This window comes from Sulfuricurvum sp. (assembly GCF_041651515.1).
Taxonomy (GTDB): Bacteria; Campylobacterota; Campylobacteria; order Campylobacterales; family Sulfurimonadaceae; genus Sulfuricurvum.
On the sequence record NZ_JBAZJF010000006.1, the window covers coordinates 1 to 19,026 of the forward strand.

Here is a 19,026-nt window from a genome sequence, read left to right on the forward strand (position 1 = left end):
GTTCGGCTCATGCCGATTTTTTCTACAATGTATTCCACACCCTACTCCTTACTTGTCCATAGAGCGAACTTCTACGTCCACTTCCGGAGCCAAGTCAAGCTTCATCAACGAATCAACTGTATCTGGCGTAGCCGACACGATGTCGATCAAACGTGCGTGCATACGAATCTCAAATTGCTCGCGTGAGTCTTTATTGACGTGCGGAGATTTAAGAACCGTATATTTACGAATCTTGGTTGGCAAAGGGATTGGGCCGCGAATTTCCGCACCCGTTCGCTTTACAGCTTCAACGATAGAGGCAACTGAACGATCAAGTACACGATGATCGTACGCTCTAAGTTTTAAACGAATCTTTTCCATAATGTTTTCCTTAAATAAAGAACTCGTCAGGCACCCCTGACTATGATAAGGCAGCGGAATTATATCGACATACCCCACTAGGGTCAAGGATTTTAGGGTTAAAAATGTACTTTGCATGTATTTTATTTCCTTTTAATAAGGAAGCTATAAATTTTAGGTTATTATTTCTCTTATGAATACGTTACTGGATGAGTATTATCGATACGATTTACACAATGCCGGCTATATTGAGCGGAAGGTCTCATTAGATGAAAGCAGCGTAGTCATCGTCGGGATCGCTCAATCAGGAAAAACCTCTTTAATCAAGCACTATCTCCTCTCACAAAAAAAATCAACCTATCTCTATCTTGACTGTCGAGATATGCGGATCAATATTGATGAACTCAATACAACACTGGAGCCCTTTTGCCGCGATAATAAAATTGATATCCTCGCACTGGACAATTATCGGGAGGGGATTAACCTCTTTAGTATAGAGCACTGCATCCTCTCATGCGAACACCCGATAGAAACAGAGTTTGAGATGCTCGAACTCAATCTACTCGATTTTGAGGAGTTTTTAGCCTTTGAGCCGAAATTTGATTCGACGGCACTCAACCACTTTTTTCAACTCGGCGGATTTCCGGCGATGCACCGTGTCGCTTCCGAAGAACGCACTCTGTATCTGCAAAAAATTCTCTCCCGATCGTTAAACGATATCGAGCTCTCTATCCTCACCCAAGCTACCAAGATGGTTACGCAGAAAGTTTCCGCGTTCAATCTGTATGAACGCCTTAAGAGTGAGCGCAAAATATCCAAAGACAAACTCTACCTCCATCTGCAATCGATGTTAGATAAGCGCTACCTGTACGGTCTGGAAAAATTTAATCATCCCAGTGCCGTTCAGAAACTCTATTTATGCGATATAGCCATCAAACAGGCTCTCAATTTGCAAAAACACTTCGGTCGTGTGTATGAAAATCTTATATTTTTAGAACTCGTAAAACACAATATCGAGTGTTACTACGATGAGGGGATCGATTTTTATCTCCCTCAAAGGAGACAAATCATGTTAGCATTACCTTTTGCCAATGAGCATGCACTGTTTAAAAAAGTAGAAGCTCTGGAGGGATTTATTATTACCAATAGAGTGCGCGAAGTGATTGTTATTACCATGAATACAGAAAGCTCCCTCTCGCACCCTATTGCACGTATCAATATGACCCCCTTTTCAATGTGGGCGCTGGGAGAGGAATAACCAATGACAAAGAAATTATTTTGCGGAATTGATGAAGCGGGGCGTGGGCCATTGGCCGGAGCCCTTTATATTGCAGGGGTTATTCTTCACCGCCCGATTGAAGGGTTAGCAGACTCGAAAAAACTTACGGAAAAAAAACGGGAGCTTCTGTTTGAACAGATTCTCGAAAATAGTACCTATCATATCGCCCGTTTTGATGCCGAACAAATCGATGCGCTAGGGATGTCGGCATGTTTGGCGCAAGGGCTGCGCGATATCATACATACCCTCGGTGATGCAGACTACCTCTATGATGGCAATTCGACGTTCGGAGTAACCGGACTGAAAACCCTCGTAAAAGCCGATGCTACGGTGCGTGAAGTCAGTGCCGCATCGATTTTAGCCAAAGTGAGCCGTGATCGCGAGATGGTAGAACTTAGCAGCCTTTATCCGCAATACGGATTTGAGGCTCATAAAGGGTATGGGACAGCCTCGCACGTTGAAGCGATACGCCAATACGGATACTGTGATATCCACCGTAAAAGTTTTAAATTAAAGGCACTTCAGCCTGTACTTTTTTAGCATATTCATCCATCCGGAGGAAGCTACCTTCAAACGCATGAATCAGACCCGTCAATTTTTCCTCACACCCCGAAATTCCCTGATAATGGAAAAATTCATCGAATCCCTTCAACTCCAACCGAGGCTGATGAATATCGATCTCACGAGGATGGAGATAGATAAATACCGGTCGTCCTCTCTTATTTTCCTTTTCAATTTCCTTCTTTATCAGCCATGCAGGAAAAAATCGCAAAAATCCCCCTCCGGCATATCCGATGGAAGTTCCAAAAAGATTCATCACCGATTGGGGTATTTCTAACACACTCTGCGATAGGGGATAATGGGGCATACGCGGAAAATCAGGAATTCCGAAAAGAGAATGTTTTGCCGGATAGACCGACGAGGAGTAAAGAAACCCCTCATCTGCCAGAATCTCATAAAACCACGGAAGCGTTTCGGATTTGACCGACCATGAGGGGGCACGAAACCCGACCACTTTTTGACCTGTAATCTGTTCTAATACATCCGATGAGATGTGGATATCCGCACGAAACTCATCGGGATGCATAGGATAAATAAGACGATGAGCCATCCCATGCGAAGCTATTTCGTGTCCCGCGTCAAACAATTTTTTTATAACCTGCGGTTTGCTTTTGGCTACATCACCGAGAATAAAACAGGTGGATTTCACATCATGCGCAGCGCATATATCAATTAAACGATCGACATTGGCTTCTAAATTGCTCGATTGTCCCTCGTATTTGGAAAAATCGACGCCATCATAATTGGCATGAAACCACTCTTCTATATCAAAGGTTAAAAAATTTCTCGTCATCATAGTGAAATTATAACCACCCTTTAAAAGAGCGTTGCTATAATCCATGAAAAAAAGGGCTATTATGGTTTCTCTCACCCATTTGGAAGCGGCACTTGCAGCCATAGATGCAGAAGTAAAAGGGTTGTTGTACGATCAAACCCTCTCCCTCAGTGAAAAAGATGAAAAGATGCTGCCGTTATTGCGGGAAAGTAAAGTGGTAAAACAAGCGTATGAAGATGTATGTTATTTAAAAGAGAATCCACCTAGCAGCCCAAACGGGTGCAAAGCGGGCAGCTATCGAGAAGATTGAGATTTAAGCGGCAGAGAGAATTTTTTCGACGGTTTCGTCAAAAAAGTTTTGATTCATACCATACTCTTCGATCAATTCACGCGCATTTTTAAGGGTAATATCTGTGATTGTCCCCTCTAATGTGATAGCTTCTTTGGCAACTTTTAGGAATTTTGCCATCTCTTGCGTTGCAGGATCGGATGCATCTTCGGGTTCATTTGCAAAACGGATCAAATGAACCAAATCGGGGTCAAAATTCCATCGGAAAAACAGGGTTGCCGTAACATCTTCTGATTTACTTCCGCACGCGGCAATTTCTGCTTTTTTAGTGCTATCCCCTTTTGCTAATGCGTCATGGAGCAATGCCGATTGATTCGATTCGATCAAATAGCGGCTGATAACAATTTTACCCAATTCGAGTAAAAAAGAGGCTAGAGAGAGATGTCCCAATAATGAACGATCCACTTTTGAAACCCATCGGCTTACCAAGGCATTTTGCAATTGTGCACGTGCCAAATAATTGTTTTGCGTCATTCCATACGGCGAAAGATCAATATCCATGCAGGTATTCGCCGCCGAGGCAATGGTAAAAGTTCGTACCGTGTCTTTTCCCAACAGTGAAATAGCTTGCGCTACATCGGTAACCGTACGGCTGAGGCCGTACATCGGGGAATTAGCTGTTTTCAAAATATAGGCGGTAATGATAGGATCATTTTTGATCGCATCGGCCATTTCCGCGACACCGCTGTTAGGGTTGCTATAGACTGCTTCTACTTTTTGGACAGTTTCGGGGAGCATCGGAACATGCTCGATTTGTTCCATTAATTCGGATCTCATTCATTTCTCCAAATGGTTTTTAAATTCATAGTATAGAGATTATAGAATATTAAAGGTTAAAATTTTTCTTTAAAGCATCAGATTTGTATAAGGTTTTGATAAAAGAGGTAAAAAAGACTCCCCCCCAGATACCTGCGGCACAAAGCACGCACAGGTGTGCTGCTGTATTCCTACCCTGACACGATGTCTGAGCGCACCCTTGCACAGGTCTAGAGGAGAGAGGCGAAATTATACACTTCCTTAGCTTATGGTACAATTAGATTATCAACCACCACTTCATAAATGAGGTGATTTGTAACTAACCAGCGGTAAAAACGACTTAAGTCTCCCGCCTTAGAGTGCTGTTACATCGTGGGGATGTTGACTTGCCCCGTACTATCAAAATTTATTCCGATAGTCTCTTTGGATACAAAAACAATTCCTTTGTTCCATAAGTTCATTGCGCCGATACGATCATCGTTGGATTTATACTCACACCCTTTGCATTTAAACGTATGGTTACGTTTATCTCGATTGTATCGGTCTGTGTTACCACATTTTGGACACGATTGAGAGGTGTATTTCGGATCGACCGCTATCGCTTTCTTGCCTGCTAATTCGGCTTTATATTCGATCTTCTGCCGAAGATCAAAAAAAGCCCACGAAACAGAAAGATATCTATTCCGCTTACAAACCTTTTCGGTTGCAGTTCTTACTCCATGTAAATCTTCTAACACAAGCAGTGCTTTGTCTTTACAATTGGCTACGAGTGCCTTTGATGTGCAATGATTAACATCGTTCATCCAACGGGTTTCTCGCTGACCAATTTTTTTAAGTCTCCGTCTTGAGGAGGCTGTGCCTCTCATCTGAAGTTCTTTACGCGTCTTAATAAACTGTGATCGCTTATCTTTGATGTGACGACCTTTAAAAAAAGTTGTCTTACCGATACTGCTGTAAGAAACAGCAGTAAAGTTGATACCAAAATCAACACCAACAACATCGTTGCAGGTGGTAATATCATATTTGTCTATCTCTTTTGTGATTGGGATGTGAAGGTACAGATCACCATTTTTTATCAAAACTTTACACGTTCCAAAACTCCATTCGTCTGTAAAATATTTTTCAACACCTTTTGTCTCATAGGGAATCTTTATTCGACCGCTTGTATGAGTAATTAAAGAGAAAGAACCGTCTTTGGTGAGAGAATAATCCCTATTCCAAACTAAATCCAATTCTCCTCTATTGAAATTAATCAAATCCCACTGATGCTTGTTTGACTTTGCAGAGCGATATCGGGCAATGACTGTTCTCATTACAGACAGAGCCATTTGGGATTTCATTTTATAATCAGCACGTAAAGTTGGATAAGATACCGTGTGAAGCTTTGGCTGTATGAGCTGTTTAGATTCAAAAACTACTCCACTAATATAGTTGCACGCAACAGTATAGGCACTAATGGTCTCTTGGATAAGAGTCTTTTGTTCCTTCGTGGCATACAGCTTGATTCTAGCGGTAATGGTAGTATTTTGTTTCATTCAAAAATTATATCTTATTTATTAGTGAAAGATAGTATAATCTTAAAAACAAAAATTTATGCGCGCTCCTCCACCCGTTAAAGCAGGTGGTTTCTCGCTTGGAGGTTGGATGAACTACATTATTACCGCCCTCGATGCCGAAGCCAGAGTGTTGATTGAATACTACCGTCTCAAACGTGATACTACTCTCCCTTACACGGTATATAAAGGGGAAGATACCCTTTTGCTTGTCACTGGGATGGGCAAAACCAATGCCATGATGGCACTCAGCGCAGTGCTGGGGTATCGGCTTCCGGGTCGAAACGACACTCTAATCAATATCGGAATCTGCGGAGCACCGAGTGAGTATGACCTAGGAGAAGCCCTTCTAATCCATCAGCTCATCGATGAAAACCGCCGTTATTACCCCGACATTCTTTACACGCATACCCTCCGTGAGACCAGCTTGATCTGTGTAAATTCTCCCATCGAATCTCCTCTCTCCTTTCCTGTTGATATGGAGAGTACGGGAGTGTTTCAAGCAGCTTCTAAATTTTTCAAACTGCATCGGATGGCATTTGTAAAAATTGTTTCCGATCATTGTCAACCGAACACAGTGACCAAAGAGGGGGTTGTTGCTTTAATGAAACCACACCTTGGAACCCTTGATTCTCTCCTATCCTCCCTTCAAAACGTCGCGCAGGAACAACCGCTGTTTAGTGAACAAGAGCTCGAAGAGATTACCCTATGGAAATCTTATTTTACGGTTGCTCAGGGGATACAATTGGAGGATGCTTTTTACTATTTTCGGCTAAAAGACTCAGCGCGCCCTTTGCCTTTTCCAAAAACTGATATTCCTGTATCCAAACGTGAAAGGAGTGTGCTGCTTGAATCCTTCATTGCCACCCTCACTGTCTAAACTTTTTTCCCATTTGTATGTTGAACAAAAGGTGGCGAATCATCCGCATACCCTTAAAATTATGGAAAAATTCGAGCGTTCTCAAATTATTCTGATCCATCACTACAAAGAGGTTTTTAACCGATCAAATCAAAGTTTCTCGGCTCAAAGCGATAGCAAAAAATTGATCCTCGCCCATAAAGAGGGGAAGTTTCTCCACGAAGGGTCGCAATACAGCGACGGATTCGATATAGAACAGTTTTTTTACGCCTCCAGTGTTATGGGGTGTTTGTACGACTGTGATTACTGTTACCTGCAAGGGTTATATCCATCGGCTAACACCGTGTTATTTGTCAATCTTGAAGATGCTTTTGCCGAAGTACTCCCTTATCTTGGGGATAAGACGCTCGTAGCAACCTCGTACGATACCGATAGCCTCGCCATCGAATCACTCACAGGACAAACACGACTCTGGCTGGAGTTTGCCGCAGAGCACCCAAATCTTCATCTCGAAATACGTACCAAAAGCGCCAATGTCAAACCGTTTAAGAGTGTTACTCCTAACGACAAAGTGACCCTGGCATGGACTCTCTCCCCGCAACGTATCATTGATCAATACGAGCATGCAACCCTATCGCTCGAAAAACGTCTCAAAGCCGCTAAAGAGGCGTGTGAGCTCGGATGGAAGGTCCGTATATGCATTGATCCTGTTATCTATACCGATGAGTTTGAACTGCTCTACGGTGAGCTTATTGATACCCTGTTTAAGACTATCCCTCCTGAGCTACTTCATCAGCTGACATTGGGAAGTTTTCGCCTCAGCCAAAGCCATCTGCGCTCCCTTAAAAAACTCCGCCGCAGTGATATTGCTTTTTATCCCTACGATGTAAGAGACGACATGGCGACCTATCCTGAAAAGCTAGAGTCCCATATTCTAGAGGTTTTACTCAAAAATGCAACACGTTATCTATCTCAGACAAGGATACGGACATGGCAACGGCAATCGTAACGGGAAGCAGCAGCGGCATAGGAGAAGCAATAGCACGTATGCTGCTTGAAAAAGGGTTTACTGTGATTGGAATCAGCCGTCGTCAAGGTCAAATCAATCACCCTGCGTTTTACCCCATCTCCTGTGATTTACGCAAAATTTCCGAGATTGAAAGGATACTTACCACGCTGCTAAAGGTGAGTGAGCTCACTTTATTGGTCAATGCCGCCGGATTCGGTCGATTTGAACCGCATGAAGAGCTAAGCACAAAAGTTATCTCCGATATGATTGCCCTTAATCTTACCGCTCCGATCCATCTTACCAACCTCCTTTTGCGCTCCCTCAAAAAAAGTCGCGGAACTATTATCAATATCACCTCTATCGAAGCCACCCGAACTTCGAAATTTTCTGCCCTCTACAGTGCTACCAAAGCAGGGTTAAGAGCTTTCGGACAAAGTCTTTTTGAAGAAGTTAGAGCCAGCGGCGTAGGGGTTGTTACCATCAACCCCGATATGACAGACACTCCGTTCTTTGAGGAGCTTCGTTTTGGGGTAGCAGAAGAGAGCGATACTCGATTGATGGGAACCGATATTGCCGAAGCGGTAGCCAATCTTCTATCGTTTCGTGAGGGGATAAGCATCACCGAACTGACCATTCGACCTCAGCGATTCGGAATTAGCAAAAAACGGTGATGGTATCTTTTTTGCTTACTGGATAATTACTAAACCTTTAATCACTTCGGTCGATATTGTTTATATATTTAGAGGTAAAAGGATTTACCATGGCAATTAGTTCACTCGGGGCTGGATCAGGAGTATTGACCTCCACGATTATTGATCAACTGAAGGCTGCTGATACGGCAGCAATTATCACGCCGATTACAAATAAAATTACTGCAGAACAGCAAAAGGCTAACGGGTTAAGTCTCATCAGCAGTTTGCTTACAACGTTTCAAGCGAGTGCAAGCAGTTTAGGCGATAGTACTCTTTATCAAAACCGTACGGTATCAGGGAATACTGCATCGGTGAGTGTTACGGCAAATGCAGGGGTCGCGGTACAATCTTTTTCTATTACCAATACATTAATGGCTTTAAACGATGTCAAAGAGTCTGGAAGTTTTAGTTCTGCAAGCAGTACTGTTGCTAGTGGAGCAGGGACGATGTCACTCAGTGTCGGCGGTTTAGCTTATAACATAAATTACAGTGCAGGAGAGACGTTATCTTCTCTTGCCGATTCTATTAACAATGTAGCCGGAAGCAGTGTTAAAGCTTCCACATTGCAAGTCGGAACAAATGATTATCGTCTCGTTTTAACTTCTACACAAACCGGTGCGGCTCAGTCAATAACCTTAAGCGATTCAACAGGCGGTTCACTCGATACTAAATTACTCGCGTACAATGCAACAACCAATCCAACAGGTATGCAGAGTATACAGGCTGCACGTGATGCTTCGTTTAATTATAACGGGATTGCGATGACGAGAAGTACAAACACCATTACCGATATTGCTCCAGGGATGACAGTTAATCTGCTCCAAGATAACGGGAGTGCCAATATCTCCATTACTCAGGACACTACCAAGATTAGTGATGCTATGAACTCGTTTGTTACGAGTTACAATGCATTAACATCCCAACTGACCAGTATGACTACATCCGATTCAACAACCGGGACGGTCGGGATTTTTAATGGTGACAATTCTATCAATGCAATTACACGTGATATCAATCAAATTGTCACCTCCATGAGTAATAACGGTCTCTCCTTACCTCAATTTGGGATAGATCTGAGCCAAACAGGAACAATGAGTTTTAATTCCAGTACATTTCTTTCAGCATACAATGCTAATCCCTCTGCTTCAGAAGCTTTTTTTAGCAACAGCACTGACGGTTTGTTTACCTCTATGAACACGATGCTAACAAGCTATACCGGTACCAATGGTATTATGAGTACATTGACAGACGGATCCGCTACGCAACTGCAATCCCTTCAGGATAATCAAAAAAGTGCACAAGCATTGTTAGATGCACGATATACGGCCATGACTGCGCAGTTTGTTCAATACGATACCATCATGACTAATCTTACCAATCAATTTGCTTCATTAAAACAACAGATTAATTCGACTGGTACCACAACAGGTTAAATATGGTATTAATTTTGCTTAGTTCTGTCATCTAGGTAGACAGGACACGCAATGCTTAATGGTAAAAATATACTGATTACAGGCGGAACTGGTAGTTTCGGTAAACAGTTTGTTAAAACAATGTTAAAGTACTACAAACCCAACAAAATTATTATTTATTCCCGTGACGAACTCAAGCAATACGAAATGGCACAGCGTTTTAATGACTCTTGCATGCGTTATTTTATCGGTGACGTTCGGGATCTTCATCGGCTGCAAAGCGCCATGAACGGAGTCGATTATGTTGTCCATGCTGCTGCACTCAAACATGTCCCCATCGCCGAATACAATCCCATGGAAGCGATTAAAACCAATATTAACGGTGCTCAAAATGTTATCGATGCTTCGTTACATTGCGGAGTGCATAAAGTCATCGCTCTCTCCACCGATAAAGCTGCAAGTCCGATCAATCTATACGGAGCAACGAAACTCGCATCCGATAAACTCTTCGTCGCCGCTAATAACATAACCGGAGGCAAGCCAATCTCATTTGCCGTTGTCCGCTATGGAAATGTTCTGGGCTCTCGTGGTTCCGTTGTCCCCTTTTTCCAGAAACTTATCGCTGAGGGTGTAACTGAGCTTCCTATTACGGATGAGCGGATGACACGCTTTTGGATTACCCTCCAAGAAGGGGTCGATTTCGTATTAAAGAATTTTGAACGTATGCACGGGGGAGAAATTTTTATCCCAAAAATCCCCTCCATGAAAGTAATCGATGTTGCTCGTGCCATTGCACCTGAAATGCCGTATCGAATCGTCGGTATCCGTCCGGGAGAAAAAATGCACGAGGTGATGTGCCCACGAGATGATTCGCATCTCACCCTTGAGTTTCATGATCACTACGTCATTAAACCCTCTATCCAATTTACCGACAATGCCGATTTTTCAAGAAATAATTCCGGCGAGATCGGAAAACTTGTGGAGTATGGATTTAAATACAGTTCCGAAACCAATACCGACTGGTTGAGTCCCGAAGCGTTACTGGAAAAAATTGCCCTAACACACGATGAGGAGAAGTAATCGTGCTTCCGTATTCAACTCAACTCATTGAAGAGGATGATATTGCCGCTGTCGTGGAAATCCTCAAAGGCTCTCATCTCACCCAAGGGGCAAAAGTAGAAGAGTTCGAAGAGGCTATCGCCCATTATGTCGGAGCACGCTACTGCATTACATTTAATTCGGCTACCTCAGCGCTTCATGCCGCATATGCTGCTTGCGGGATTGGGGAAGGAGATGAAATCATCACCACCCCGATCAGTTTTGTAGCAACATCTAATATGGCAATCGCTCTAGGAGCCAAACCCGTATTTTGCGATATCAAAAGCGATGGAAATATCGACGAGCATCTCATCGAAGCACTCATTACCCCTCAGACCAAAGCAATTGTCCCCGTAGATTTTGCCGGAAAACCGGCGGCTATTCATGCTATCAATACGATTGCACGCAAACACAATCTTTTCGTCATTGAAGACGCATCCCATGCGCTTGGAAGTGATATCAACGGAGAAAGAATCGGCTCATTTTCTGATATGACCATATTCAGCTTCCATGCGATTAAACCGATCACTACGGGAGAAGGGGGAGCCGTTGTTACCGATAATGAAGAGTTCGCAAAATACCTTCGTCTTTTCCGTTCTCACGGCATCGTAAAAAAACAGTTATGGAACTCGGATATGGTAGCCTTGGGCTATAACTTTCGTCTTACCGAGTTTGCTGCTGCCTTGGGACTTTCACAGCTTCATAAAGTAGACCGATTTATCAACGTACGCGAAAATATTGCCCGATACTACGATGAATGTTTTGAAAATCATCCTCTGTTCAGCACAATAGATATTAATCTTACCGATCAAAGCGCACGCCATCTTTATCCTCTTTTACTAAATCCTGAGTTACATTGTGTGAAAGAGGAAATTTTTATCGAATTACAAAAACGAGGGATAGGGGTCCAAGTCCACTACAAACCGATTTATAAAAACAGCTTTTACCAAGAACGTTTCGGAACTATGCGGCTATCAAATGCAGAAGAGTTTTACCGAAGCGAACTCTCTATTCCCTGCCATCAAAAAATGCATTTAAGCGATGCAGAGCAAATTGCATCCATTGTACTCGAAGTGATAAACAACTATAAATATCGTGGATGCACCTTTTGATGCGAGTTGCAATAATACCCGCACGAGGCGGTAGCAAACGGATCCCGCGTAAAAATGTCAAACCTTTTTGCGGTAAACCGATCATCGCTTACAGCATCGAAGCGGCACAAAAGTCAGGACTTTTCGAACGTATCGTGGTCAGTACCGACGATGAAGAGATTGCCGATATTGCCCGAACACTTGGAGCAGAAATCCCCTTTATCCGGCCCAAAGAACTGAGTGATGATCACACCGCTACCATCCCCGTCATCGCCCATGCGATCCAAACCCTACAAGAGCAAGGCGATACAATCGATGCGGCGTGCTGTATTTATGCAACGGCACCGTTTGTCCGAGCCAAGGATATTCGAGCAGCCTACAATAGCCTTATGATTCAACATAAAGGGTACGCATTCCCAGTGACAACGTTTCCTTTCCCTATTTTTAGAGGAGTGAAACGCTCTGCGGAGGGGAATATCGAGATGTTTTGGCCGGAGCACTTCGTTACACGTTCTCAGGACTTGCCCGAGGCCTATCATGATGTGGGACAATTTTATTGGGGGACTCCCGATGCATGGCTAAGCGGAACACCTATTTTCTCAAATGCCGCAACAACAATTGTCTTATCGCGCCATCTTGTCCAAGATATCGATACTCCTGAGGATTGGATACGTGCCGAATTAATGTACAAGGCACTTTTTACCTCATGAACCTCCTAATTCGTGCCGACTCTTCCAGTCAAATCGGGCTTGGACATATTATGCGAGATCTCGTCCTCGTACAACACTACCCCCATGCCACTATCACTTTTGCTTGCCAAGAGTTAAGCGGAAATATTATCGATCAGATTCCTTATCCCGTCCATATCCTCACATCTAATGCACCCGAAGAACTGATACAATACATCCTATTCCATAACATTACTCTTGTCGTATTCGATCATTACGGTATCGACGCATCGTATGAAAAACAGATTAAAGAGCAAACCGGTGTCACGATACTAAGTCTCGACGATACCTATCAGCCTCATTTCTGCGATATCCTCTTTAATCCCAATGTATATGCCCAAAGAGAACGCTATACAGATCTTGTTCCACACCATTGTACTATCCAATGCGCTCCTCCTCTCATTCGTGAAGAGTTCAAGCAGGCCAAACTGCATCCAAAACCCTCAACCGATGCCATTTTTATTTCTATGGGGGGGAGTGACCCGATGAATCTCTCGATGCAGATTTTACATGCACTGCCTCCGGATGCACAAGTTAACCTCGTTACCACTTCCTCTAATCCTCATTTAGAAATACTCACGCTCTATAGTAACGAACACCCCAATATCCGATTGCATGTGAACAGTTCTAATATCGCGGAGCTTATGCATGAAAGTGCATTGGCCATTATCACCCCCAGCTCTATCGCTCACGAAGTGATGTACATGGGCCTCCCTTTTATCGCCATACAAAGTGCCGATAATCAAAGCGAGTTTGTCTCCTATATGCAGCGCGAAAGCTTTCTGGTGATGGAGCATTTTGAAAAAGAAGCATTTAAAGTACTTTTGGAACAATTACTATGATCCATCTGATTCCCTTCAATGAATTAGATGATAGCGAAACTATGATGATCCTTTCATGGCGGAATCATCCTTATATACGGAAGTGGATGATACATTCTGAGGTAATTTCTATGGAGGAGCATCTACGCTTTATCGAATCACTCTCCAACCGATCCGACAAACAATATTTTTTAGTTCGAGATGCCAAAAAATACCTCGGAGTAGTTGATTTAACCGATATTACCGCGAACGGTGCAGAGCTAGGACTTTATTCCAATCCTGATCTGCACGGTGTCGGCAAGTTGTTGTTATCTGCTTTAATCGAGTACGCATTTGAAACCTTGAAACTAACCAAGATTACTGCCAATGTTTTTGCCGACAATGAGAGGGCTAAACATTTATACCAAATTTTCGATTTAGTAGAAACTGCACGAACGGTCTATAACGGCAGAGAAATGATCACTATGGAGCGAATTCTATGACTATCGGAAATCACAATTTAAACGAAAAAGTTTTTATCATCGCTGAACTCTCCGCCAACCATAACGGTTCACTCGATACGGCTCTCAAAACAATCACTGCAATGAAAGAATCGGGTGCCGATGCAATCAAACTCCAAACTTATACTCCCGATACGATCACCCTCGATTGTGACAGCGAAATGTTCACCATTTCGCAAGGGACGCTGTGGGACAAGCGGAAATTTCATGATCTTTATGCGGAAGCAATGACCCCGTGGGAATGGCATAAACAACTTTTCGATCATGCCAGAAGTTTGGGGATGGAGGCATTTTCTTCCCCTTTTGATCCAACCGCCGTTGATTTCCTCTATGATCTCAATGTTCCGGCGTATAAAATCGCCAGTTTTGAGATCACCGATATCCCGCTGATCGAATACACTGCTGCCAAAGGAAAGCCTATCATCATCTCTACCGGAGTTGCCACACTAAGCGATATCGAAGAGGCGTTGGATGCTTGCAGACGGATGAGAAATGATCAAATCACCCTTCTTAAATGCACCTCCGCCTATCCTGCATCGCTCAATGAGATGAATCTTTTGACCATCTCCGACATGGTACAGCGTTTCGGTATTACTGTCGGTCTTTCCGATCACACCATGAGTCTGAGTGCCCCCGTAGCCGCCGTTGCACTAGGTGCTCGCGTCATCGAAAAGCATTTTATTTTGGATCGAGCAATGGGGGGAGCCGACAGTGCTTTTAGCCTTGAACCTACCGAATTTCGGCTCATGGTGGATGCCGTACGCGATACCGAAAAGCTAATGGGAAAAATCACCTATGATCTCTCGCCTAAAAGTCTAAAATCACGTGAATTTGCCCGTAGTCTCTTTATCACAAAAGACGTTAAAGCCGGAGAGATAATCACTACCGAAAATGTCCGTTCCGTCCGTCCCGGATTTGGACTGGCACCCAAATATCTACATGAAATTCTCGGGAAACCCTTTCGGAGAGACAGCACCAAAGGGACACCATTCTCTTGGGATCATATTAAATAAGTTATAGTAGGAATTTTGATGAAACTATCTATCATCGGCACCGGATATGTCGGACTCGTAAGTGGCGTCTGTTTTGCAGAGATGGGGAATGATGTCATTTGTATGGATATAAATCCCATCAAAATTGATCAGCTCAAACAGGCCATAATTCCCATCTATGAACCCGGTTTAGAGGAGATGGTATTGCGCAATCATACGCTTGGAACCCTAAACTTTACGACAGATATAAAAATGGCTCTTGTCCATTCAGACATCTGTTTTATCGCCGTAGGAACTCCCATGGAGGAAGATGGCAGTGCAAATTTGCACTATGTTTTATCGGTAGCTCAAAGTATCGGTCAATACATAACGCACCCCATGATCGTAGTCGATAAAAGTACCGTTCCTGTGGGAACAGCAGATAAAATACGAATAACCATTCAAACTGAACTCGATGTACGCGGTAGCGACGTAACGTTTGACATCGTATCTAATCCGGAATTTCTTAAAGAGGGTACCGCTATCAATGATTTCATGCATCCCGATCGGATCATTGTTGGAACAAATAATCCCACTTCTCTTAAAACCATGCATGAGCTTTATACCCCTTTTATGAAAACAAGAGACCGTTTTATCGGTATGGATATCCGCAGTGCAGAAATGACCAAATATGCGGCCAACGCAATGTTGGCCACTAAAATCAGCTTTATGAATGAAATTGCTAATATCTGCGAACATGTCGGTGCTGATATCAACCAAGTACGCAACGGAATCGGTAGTGACAGCCGCATTGGGTATAGTTTTATCTATCCCGGATGCGGATACGGAGGGAGCTGTTTTCCCAAAGATATCCAAGCTCTTGTGAAAACAGCCAAAGATCACGGCTATCAAACACGAATCCTCAACGCTGTCGAATCCGTGAACATCGACCAAAAAAAAGCACTGAGCACGAAAGTGATTAAACGATTTGGCGAAAATCTAAAGGATAAAATATTCGCAGTATGGGGTCTCGCCTTTAAACCTGAAACCGATGACATGCGTGAAGCCAGTTCTATAGCCATTATAACCGAGCTTACGTCACGCGGTGCAAAGATTCAAGCCTATGATCCAAAAGCAATGAATGAGGCTAAAAACGATTATCTTAAGAGTAACAAACATATTAGCTATGCCGACAGTAAGTACGATGCCCTTAATGGAGCAGAGGCCCTCATTCTTATCACCGAATGGAAAGAGTTTCGAAGTCCTGATTTTGATGAAATGGCAAAAAGGCTAAAAAATAGACTTATCTTTGATGGGCGGAATCAATATAATAGTGAAAAGCTCAAAGCACTCGGATTTGAATATCAGCAAATTGGAGTTATGTTATAAAAATTCTCGAATAGGTGTGATCGATTCTTTCAGGAGTGAAACGACACCTTTTTCTTTTTTGTATTTTGTGCCGTCATATTGATCGACGGCTATACCGCTGTTATCAAAAGAGAGTTCAAATCCGGCTATACTGTACCACCCTTTAACCCGAGCTGGATTTCCATAGACCAAGGCAAAGGAAGGAATATCTTTTGTTACCGTACTTCCTGCCCCTACAAAGGCGTATTCGCCAATCGTTATTCCACATATAACAGTACAATTGGCACCGAGACTCGCCCCTTTTTTTATGACGGTTTTTTTATATTCATCTTTCCGTGCGATAAAACTTCGTGGATTTGTAACATTTGTAAAAACGACGGATGGCCCTATGAATACATCGTCTTCGATAATGACACCATCGTATAAACTGATGTTGTTCTGTACTTTGACATTATTGCCTATCACAGCATTCGGACCTATTACACAGTTTTGGCCGAACGAACAATTTTTACCTATTTTACTTCCCCCCATTACGTGGCAGAAATGCCATATTTTCGTATCATCCCCTATTTCTACGTTAGGATCAATATAGGAAGATTCATGAATGAAATAGGACATTTATTGAACTCCGAAAAACTGTTTTATCTTCTCACATATAAAAATGACATCAGCAATACTTAGATGCTCGCCTATAGGCAATGACAAGATCTCTCGATCAACATTGCAAGCAAAAAAGTTCTTGGTCTTTTGCGTAATATGAGTATAAGCTTTTAATTTTGGAAGAGCAATGGGGTAGTGTATTCCGGTCTCGATCCCCTGTTCGGTCAAAAATTCTTTTAGAGTCTCTCTTTTCTCGGTACGTACAACAAAAAGATGCCATGCCTGTTTTCTATTTCCATGTATTTTTGGCAGGACTAATGGAGTAGCTGAGAGTTCATTGAGATAGAAGTGGGCTATGATATCGCGTTTTGCCAGCCATCCGTCGAGATATGGAAGTTTTACACTGAGTACGGCTGCTTGGAGAGCATCCAACCTCGAATTTCTCCCTTCGAACTCATGATCGTATTTATCAATACGGCCATGGTTCGCATGCATTCTCATTTTTTTGGCAAGATCGTCATCATCGGTGGTTATCGCACCTCCATCACCGAATGCACCCAAATTCTTACCGGGATAAAAGCTAAATGTCGCAGCACTCCCAAAGGTACCGATTTTTTGACCGTTATATTCTGCGCCATGGGCTTGTGAACTGTCTTCAAAAAGGGCAAGCGAATGGTTATGGCAAAATTTTAAAATTTCATCCATATTGCAAGGAAGTCCGTACAAATGGACACAGATAACCGCTTTTACTGTTTCGTCTATCAGATGTTCTATGCTTTTTACGTCTATGGTATAGTCGTCTTTAACATCCGCAAAAAGAATTTCAAATCCGACATTACTTACCGCTTCGCTTGTGGCGATGAAGCTGTTTGCGGGAACGATGATTTTGCTCCCTTTCGGAAAATCTGCCGCTTTCAAGACGATCTCTATTGCATCGGTCCCGTTAGCTACGCCGATACAATGTTTCGCACCGATATAGGCCGCAAACTCTTTTTCAAATTTTTTTACCCGCTCTCCACCAATATATGCCGAATGAACGATAACATCTTCGATGGCAGCATCTATCTGCGATTTGATGGTCTGATACTGAGAATAGAGATCTAAAAACTTAATCAATGTGATATATTCCAATCTTGCCAAGATTTTTGTAACAACGCGGCCAAGGCCAAAGTTTCCTGTTTATGAGCATGTAGCATCAGTGCCCCAATCTGCATTTTTTCGGAGTAAAGCGCAAAAATACCTCTTCGCCCGTCTCGATAGATTCGTAGATTGCCATGATCAGTTCCAAACTGCGTCTGCCTTCAAGTCCATCAACCAAAGCTTTTCCATTATTTTCTATGCAGTCTACGACATGTTCGTAATACGCCTTATGCCCATATCCGTAAACGTCAGGCGGATTGGTAGAAAAATCTTTCTTGATGATTTCATCTTCGGCATTTGCATCTTTAAACTGCCAGGAGCGTATGGCATTGACCGCAAATCCACCTATCTCAACGCTTCCGTTTTCTCCTAAAATGGATAGGGAACCCTCCAAATCTTTTGGTCGTGTAGCGGTTGTGGCTTCTATGATTCCAAGCGCACCGTTTTTAAATTTCAGTACCGCCACTCCGGTATCTTCAACCTCTACGTCGACAAGCTGTGTGGCACTTTTCGCAAATACGCTTTCGACATCTCCCATCATCCATTCCAAAAGATCGACATGATGGCTCGCCTGATTGGTAAAGACCCCTCCATCCATCGCCCATGTTCCGCGCCACTCATCTTGGTCATAGTATTCCTGCGTACGGCACCATCGTACCCGAACGGTGCCCATGACCAGTTTGCCGAAGCGTCCGGATTCAAGGGTATTTTTGAGTTTTTGGACAGGCAGATTGTAACGATTCTGCTTAATGACAAAGAGTTTGATACCGTTTTCGTCACATACACGGATCATCTCATCGGCATCTTCGAGTGTCAATGCCATCGGTTTTTCAACGATAATATGTTTCTTATAGGGGGCAAGAGTAAAAGTGTGGGAAGCATGCAAACCGCTAGGCGTCAATATGCTGATCACATCTATCTTTTTTTCGGCAGCCATCATCTCCTCTATTTTGGTGTAATGGTTAACGCCGTATTTTTCACCGAATTGCTTTGCTTTTCCCTCATCAATATCACATACCGAACAAAGTCTAGCCCCCTTAATATGCCCAAGCCCAAGAAGCTCCGCGTGTCTTAGTGCTATCCTACCGCAACCCAATAATGCAACATTCACCATTTTCTTAGCAC

21 protein-coding genes and 1 other RNA gene are annotated in these 19,026 nt (G+C 43.1%); 14 read left to right on the forward strand and 8 right to left on the reverse strand.

Annotated features, from left to right (window positions below; translation table 11 throughout):
* Positions 1 to 48 precede the first annotated feature (48 nt).
* Entirely contained in the window at positions 49 to 360 is a 312-nt protein-coding gene (gene rpsJ / locus WC407_RS10985; protein WP_013459053.1) for a 30S ribosomal protein S10, read from the reverse strand.
* Between the two features lie 172 nt (positions 361 to 532).
* On the opposite strand from rpsJ, the gene WC407_RS10990 reads away from it, so the two are divergent.
* Positions 533 to 1,597, forward strand: a complete 1,065-nt coding sequence (locus WC407_RS10990) for an ATP-binding protein (protein WP_373022710.1) — start codon at positions 533 to 535, stop codon at positions 1,595 to 1,597.
* A 3-nt stretch (positions 1,598 to 1,600) separates the two neighbouring features.
* Complete coding sequence (locus tag WC407_RS10995) at positions 1,601 to 2,158, forward strand: ribonuclease HII (RefSeq protein WP_373022711.1); 558 nt, start codon at positions 1,601 to 1,603, stop codon at positions 2,156 to 2,158.
* Here WC407_RS10995 and WC407_RS11000 read toward each other — a convergent pair.
* Positions 2,124 to 2,975 carry a polysaccharide deacetylase family protein gene (locus WC407_RS11000; protein ID WP_373022712.1) on the reverse strand — a complete coding sequence of 284 codons (852 nt, stop codon included), beginning with the start codon at positions 2,973 to 2,975 and terminating at the stop codon, positions 2,124 to 2,126. The two genes, WC407_RS10995 and WC407_RS11000, sit on opposite strands and share 35 nt — an antisense overlap.
* 43 nt (positions 2,976 to 3,018) lie before the next feature.
* On the opposite strand from WC407_RS11000, the gene WC407_RS11005 reads away from it, so the two are divergent.
* The gene (locus tag WC407_RS11005) at positions 3,019 to 3,264 is read left to right on the forward strand and encodes a hypothetical protein (protein WP_373022713.1); all 246 of its coding nucleotides are present in this window, start codon (positions 3,019 to 3,021) and stop codon (positions 3,262 to 3,264) included.
* Between the two features lie 3 nt (positions 3,265 to 3,267).
* On the opposite strand, the gene WC407_RS11010 is transcribed toward WC407_RS11005, so the two are convergent.
* From WC407_RS11010 to WC407_RS11020, 3 genes are all read right to left on the reverse strand, one after another.
* Positions 3,268 to 4,080, reverse strand: coding sequence for an HDOD domain-containing protein (locus tag WC407_RS11010; RefSeq protein ID WP_373022714.1), 813 nt, complete (start codon positions 4,078 to 4,080; stop codon positions 3,268 to 3,270).
* A 118-nt stretch (positions 4,081 to 4,198) separates the two neighbouring features.
* Positions 4,199 to 4,296, reverse strand: an RNA gene (gene ffs, locus WC407_RS11015) — signal recognition particle sRNA small type.
* A 128-nt stretch (positions 4,297 to 4,424) separates the two neighbouring features.
* Complete coding sequence (locus WC407_RS11020; RefSeq protein ID WP_373022715.1) at positions 4,425 to 5,594, reverse strand: RNA-guided endonuclease InsQ/TnpB family protein; 1,170 nt, start codon at positions 5,592 to 5,594, stop codon at positions 4,425 to 4,427.
* 109 nt (positions 5,595 to 5,703) lie between these two features.
* Between WC407_RS11020 and WC407_RS11025 the strand changes: the two genes are divergently transcribed.
* From WC407_RS11025 to WC407_RS11075, 11 genes are all read left to right on the forward strand, one after another.
* Positions 5,704 to 6,492, forward strand: coding sequence for a hypothetical protein (locus tag WC407_RS11025; protein ID WP_373022716.1), 789 nt, complete (start codon positions 5,704 to 5,706; stop codon positions 6,490 to 6,492).
* Complete coding sequence (locus WC407_RS11030; RefSeq protein ID WP_373022717.1) at positions 6,461 to 7,480, forward strand: radical SAM protein; 1,020 nt, start codon at positions 6,461 to 6,463, stop codon at positions 7,478 to 7,480. The genes WC407_RS11025 and WC407_RS11030 overlap by 32 nt, the downstream gene beginning before the upstream one ends.
* Entirely contained in the window at positions 7,462 to 8,151 is a 690-nt protein-coding gene (locus WC407_RS11035; RefSeq protein ID WP_373022718.1) for an SDR family oxidoreductase, read from the forward strand. Before WC407_RS11030 ends, WC407_RS11035 begins: the two co-directional genes overlap by 19 nt.
* Positions 8,152 to 8,240: 89 nt before the next feature.
* The gene (gene fliD / locus WC407_RS11040; RefSeq protein WP_373022719.1) at positions 8,241 to 9,605 is read left to right on the forward strand and encodes a flagellar filament capping protein FliD; all 1,365 of its coding nucleotides are present in this window, start codon (positions 8,241 to 8,243) and stop codon (positions 9,603 to 9,605) included.
* Between the two features lie 51 nt (positions 9,606 to 9,656).
* On the forward strand, positions 9,657 to 10,664 hold the full coding sequence (gene pseB / locus WC407_RS11045; RefSeq protein WP_373022720.1) for a UDP-N-acetylglucosamine 4,6-dehydratase (inverting): 1,008 nt from the start codon (positions 9,657 to 9,659) through the stop codon (positions 10,662 to 10,664).
* A 2-nt stretch (positions 10,665 to 10,666) separates the two neighbouring features.
* On the forward strand, positions 10,667 to 11,794 hold the full coding sequence (gene pseC, locus WC407_RS11050) for a UDP-4-amino-4,6-dideoxy-N-acetyl-beta-L-altrosamine transaminase (RefSeq protein ID WP_373022721.1): 1,128 nt from the start codon (positions 10,667 to 10,669) through the stop codon (positions 11,792 to 11,794).
* Entirely contained in the window at positions 11,794 to 12,483 is a 690-nt protein-coding gene (gene pseF / locus WC407_RS11055; protein WP_373022722.1) for a pseudaminic acid cytidylyltransferase, read from the forward strand. Before pseC ends, pseF begins: the two co-directional genes overlap by 1 nt.
* The gene (pseG, locus tag WC407_RS11060) at positions 12,480 to 13,343 is read left to right on the forward strand and encodes a UDP-2,4-diacetamido-2,4,6-trideoxy-beta-L-altropyranose hydrolase (RefSeq protein WP_373022723.1); all 864 of its coding nucleotides are present in this window, start codon (positions 12,480 to 12,482) and stop codon (positions 13,341 to 13,343) included. The genes pseF and pseG overlap by 4 nt, the downstream gene beginning before the upstream one ends.
* On the forward strand, positions 13,340 to 13,804 hold the full coding sequence (gene pseH, locus WC407_RS11065; RefSeq protein ID WP_373022724.1) for a UDP-4-amino-4,6-dideoxy-N-acetyl-beta-L-altrosamine N-acetyltransferase: 465 nt from the start codon (positions 13,340 to 13,342) through the stop codon (positions 13,802 to 13,804). Before pseG ends, pseH begins: the two co-directional genes overlap by 4 nt.
* The gene (gene pseI, locus WC407_RS11070) at positions 13,801 to 14,835 is read left to right on the forward strand and encodes a pseudaminic acid synthase (protein ID WP_373022725.1); all 1,035 of its coding nucleotides are present in this window, start codon (positions 13,801 to 13,803) and stop codon (positions 14,833 to 14,835) included. The genes pseH and pseI overlap by 4 nt, the downstream gene beginning before the upstream one ends.
* An 18-nt stretch (positions 14,836 to 14,853) precedes the next feature.
* Positions 14,854 to 16,182 carry a UDP-glucose/GDP-mannose dehydrogenase family protein gene (locus WC407_RS11075; RefSeq protein ID WP_373022726.1) on the forward strand — a complete coding sequence of 443 codons (1,329 nt, stop codon included), beginning with the start codon at positions 14,854 to 14,856 and terminating at the stop codon, positions 16,180 to 16,182.
* Here the strand turns inward: WC407_RS11075 and WC407_RS11080 are convergent.
* The 3 genes from WC407_RS11080 to WC407_RS11090 form a co-directional block, all read right to left on the reverse strand.
* Positions 16,177 to 16,779, reverse strand: a complete 603-nt coding sequence (locus WC407_RS11080; protein WP_373022727.1) for an acyltransferase — start codon at positions 16,777 to 16,779, stop codon at positions 16,177 to 16,179. The two genes, WC407_RS11075 and WC407_RS11080, sit on opposite strands and share 6 nt — an antisense overlap.
* Positions 16,780 to 17,877 carry a DegT/DnrJ/EryC1/StrS family aminotransferase gene (locus tag WC407_RS11085; RefSeq protein WP_373022728.1) on the reverse strand — a complete coding sequence of 366 codons (1,098 nt, stop codon included), beginning with the start codon at positions 17,875 to 17,877 and terminating at the stop codon, positions 16,780 to 16,782.
* 79 nt (positions 17,878 to 17,956) lie between these two features.
* Positions 17,957 to 19,015, reverse strand: a complete 1,059-nt coding sequence (locus WC407_RS11090) for a Gfo/Idh/MocA family protein (protein ID WP_373022729.1) — start codon at positions 19,013 to 19,015, stop codon at positions 17,957 to 17,959.
* Positions 19,016 to 19,026 lie beyond the last annotated feature (11 nt).

What these genes read in the sequence shown, in the direction of transcription:
- rpsJ (WP_013459053.1), bottom strand. Translation starts at nt 360, where the DNA reads ATGGAAAAGATTCGTTTAAAACTTAGAGCGTACGATCATCGTGTACTT.
- WC407_RS10990 (WP_373022710.1), top strand. Translation starts at nt 533, where the DNA reads ATGAATACGTTACTGGATGAGTATTATCGATACGATTTACACAATGCC.
- WC407_RS10995 (WP_373022711.1), top strand. Translation starts at nt 1,601, where the DNA reads ATGACAAAGAAATTATTTTGCGGAATTGATGAAGCGGGGCGTGGGCCA.
- WC407_RS11000 (WP_373022712.1), bottom strand. Translation starts at nt 2,975, where the DNA reads ATGATGACGAGAAATTTTTTAACCTTTGATATAGAAGAGTGGTTTCAT.
- WC407_RS11005 (WP_373022713.1), top strand. Translation starts at nt 3,019, where the DNA reads ATGAAAAAAAGGGCTATTATGGTTTCTCTCACCCATTTGGAAGCGGCA.
- WC407_RS11010 (WP_373022714.1), bottom strand. Translation starts at nt 4,080, where the DNA reads ATGAGATCCGAATTAATGGAACAAATCGAGCATGTTCCGATGCTCCCC.
- WC407_RS11020 (WP_373022715.1), bottom strand. Translation starts at nt 5,594, where the DNA reads ATGAAACAAAATACTACCATTACCGCTAGAATCAAGCTGTATGCCACG.
- WC407_RS11025 (WP_373022716.1), top strand. Translation starts at nt 5,704, where the DNA reads ATGAACTACATTATTACCGCCCTCGATGCCGAAGCCAGAGTGTTGATT.
- WC407_RS11035 (WP_373022718.1), top strand. Translation starts at nt 7,462, where the DNA reads ATGGCAACGGCAATCGTAACGGGAAGCAGCAGCGGCATAGGAGAAGCA.
- fliD (WP_373022719.1), top strand. Translation starts at nt 8,241, where the DNA reads ATGGCAATTAGTTCACTCGGGGCTGGATCAGGAGTATTGACCTCCACG.
- pseB (WP_373022720.1), top strand. Translation starts at nt 9,657, where the DNA reads ATGCTTAATGGTAAAAATATACTGATTACAGGCGGAACTGGTAGTTTC.
- pseF (WP_373022722.1), top strand. Translation starts at nt 11,794, where the DNA reads ATGCGAGTTGCAATAATACCCGCACGAGGCGGTAGCAAACGGATCCCG.
- pseG (WP_373022723.1), top strand. Translation starts at nt 12,480, where the DNA reads ATGAACCTCCTAATTCGTGCCGACTCTTCCAGTCAAATCGGGCTTGGA.
- pseH (WP_373022724.1), top strand. Translation starts at nt 13,340, where the DNA reads ATGATCCATCTGATTCCCTTCAATGAATTAGATGATAGCGAAACTATG.
- pseI (WP_373022725.1), top strand. Translation starts at nt 13,801, where the DNA reads ATGACTATCGGAAATCACAATTTAAACGAAAAAGTTTTTATCATCGCT.
- WC407_RS11075 (WP_373022726.1), top strand. Translation starts at nt 14,854, where the DNA reads ATGAAACTATCTATCATCGGCACCGGATATGTCGGACTCGTAAGTGGC.
- WC407_RS11080 (WP_373022727.1), bottom strand. Translation starts at nt 16,779, where the DNA reads ATGTCCTATTTCATTCATGAATCTTCCTATATTGATCCTAACGTAGAA.
- WC407_RS11090 (WP_373022729.1), bottom strand. Translation starts at nt 19,015, where the DNA reads ATGGTGAATGTTGCATTATTGGGTTGCGGTAGGATAGCACTAAGACAC.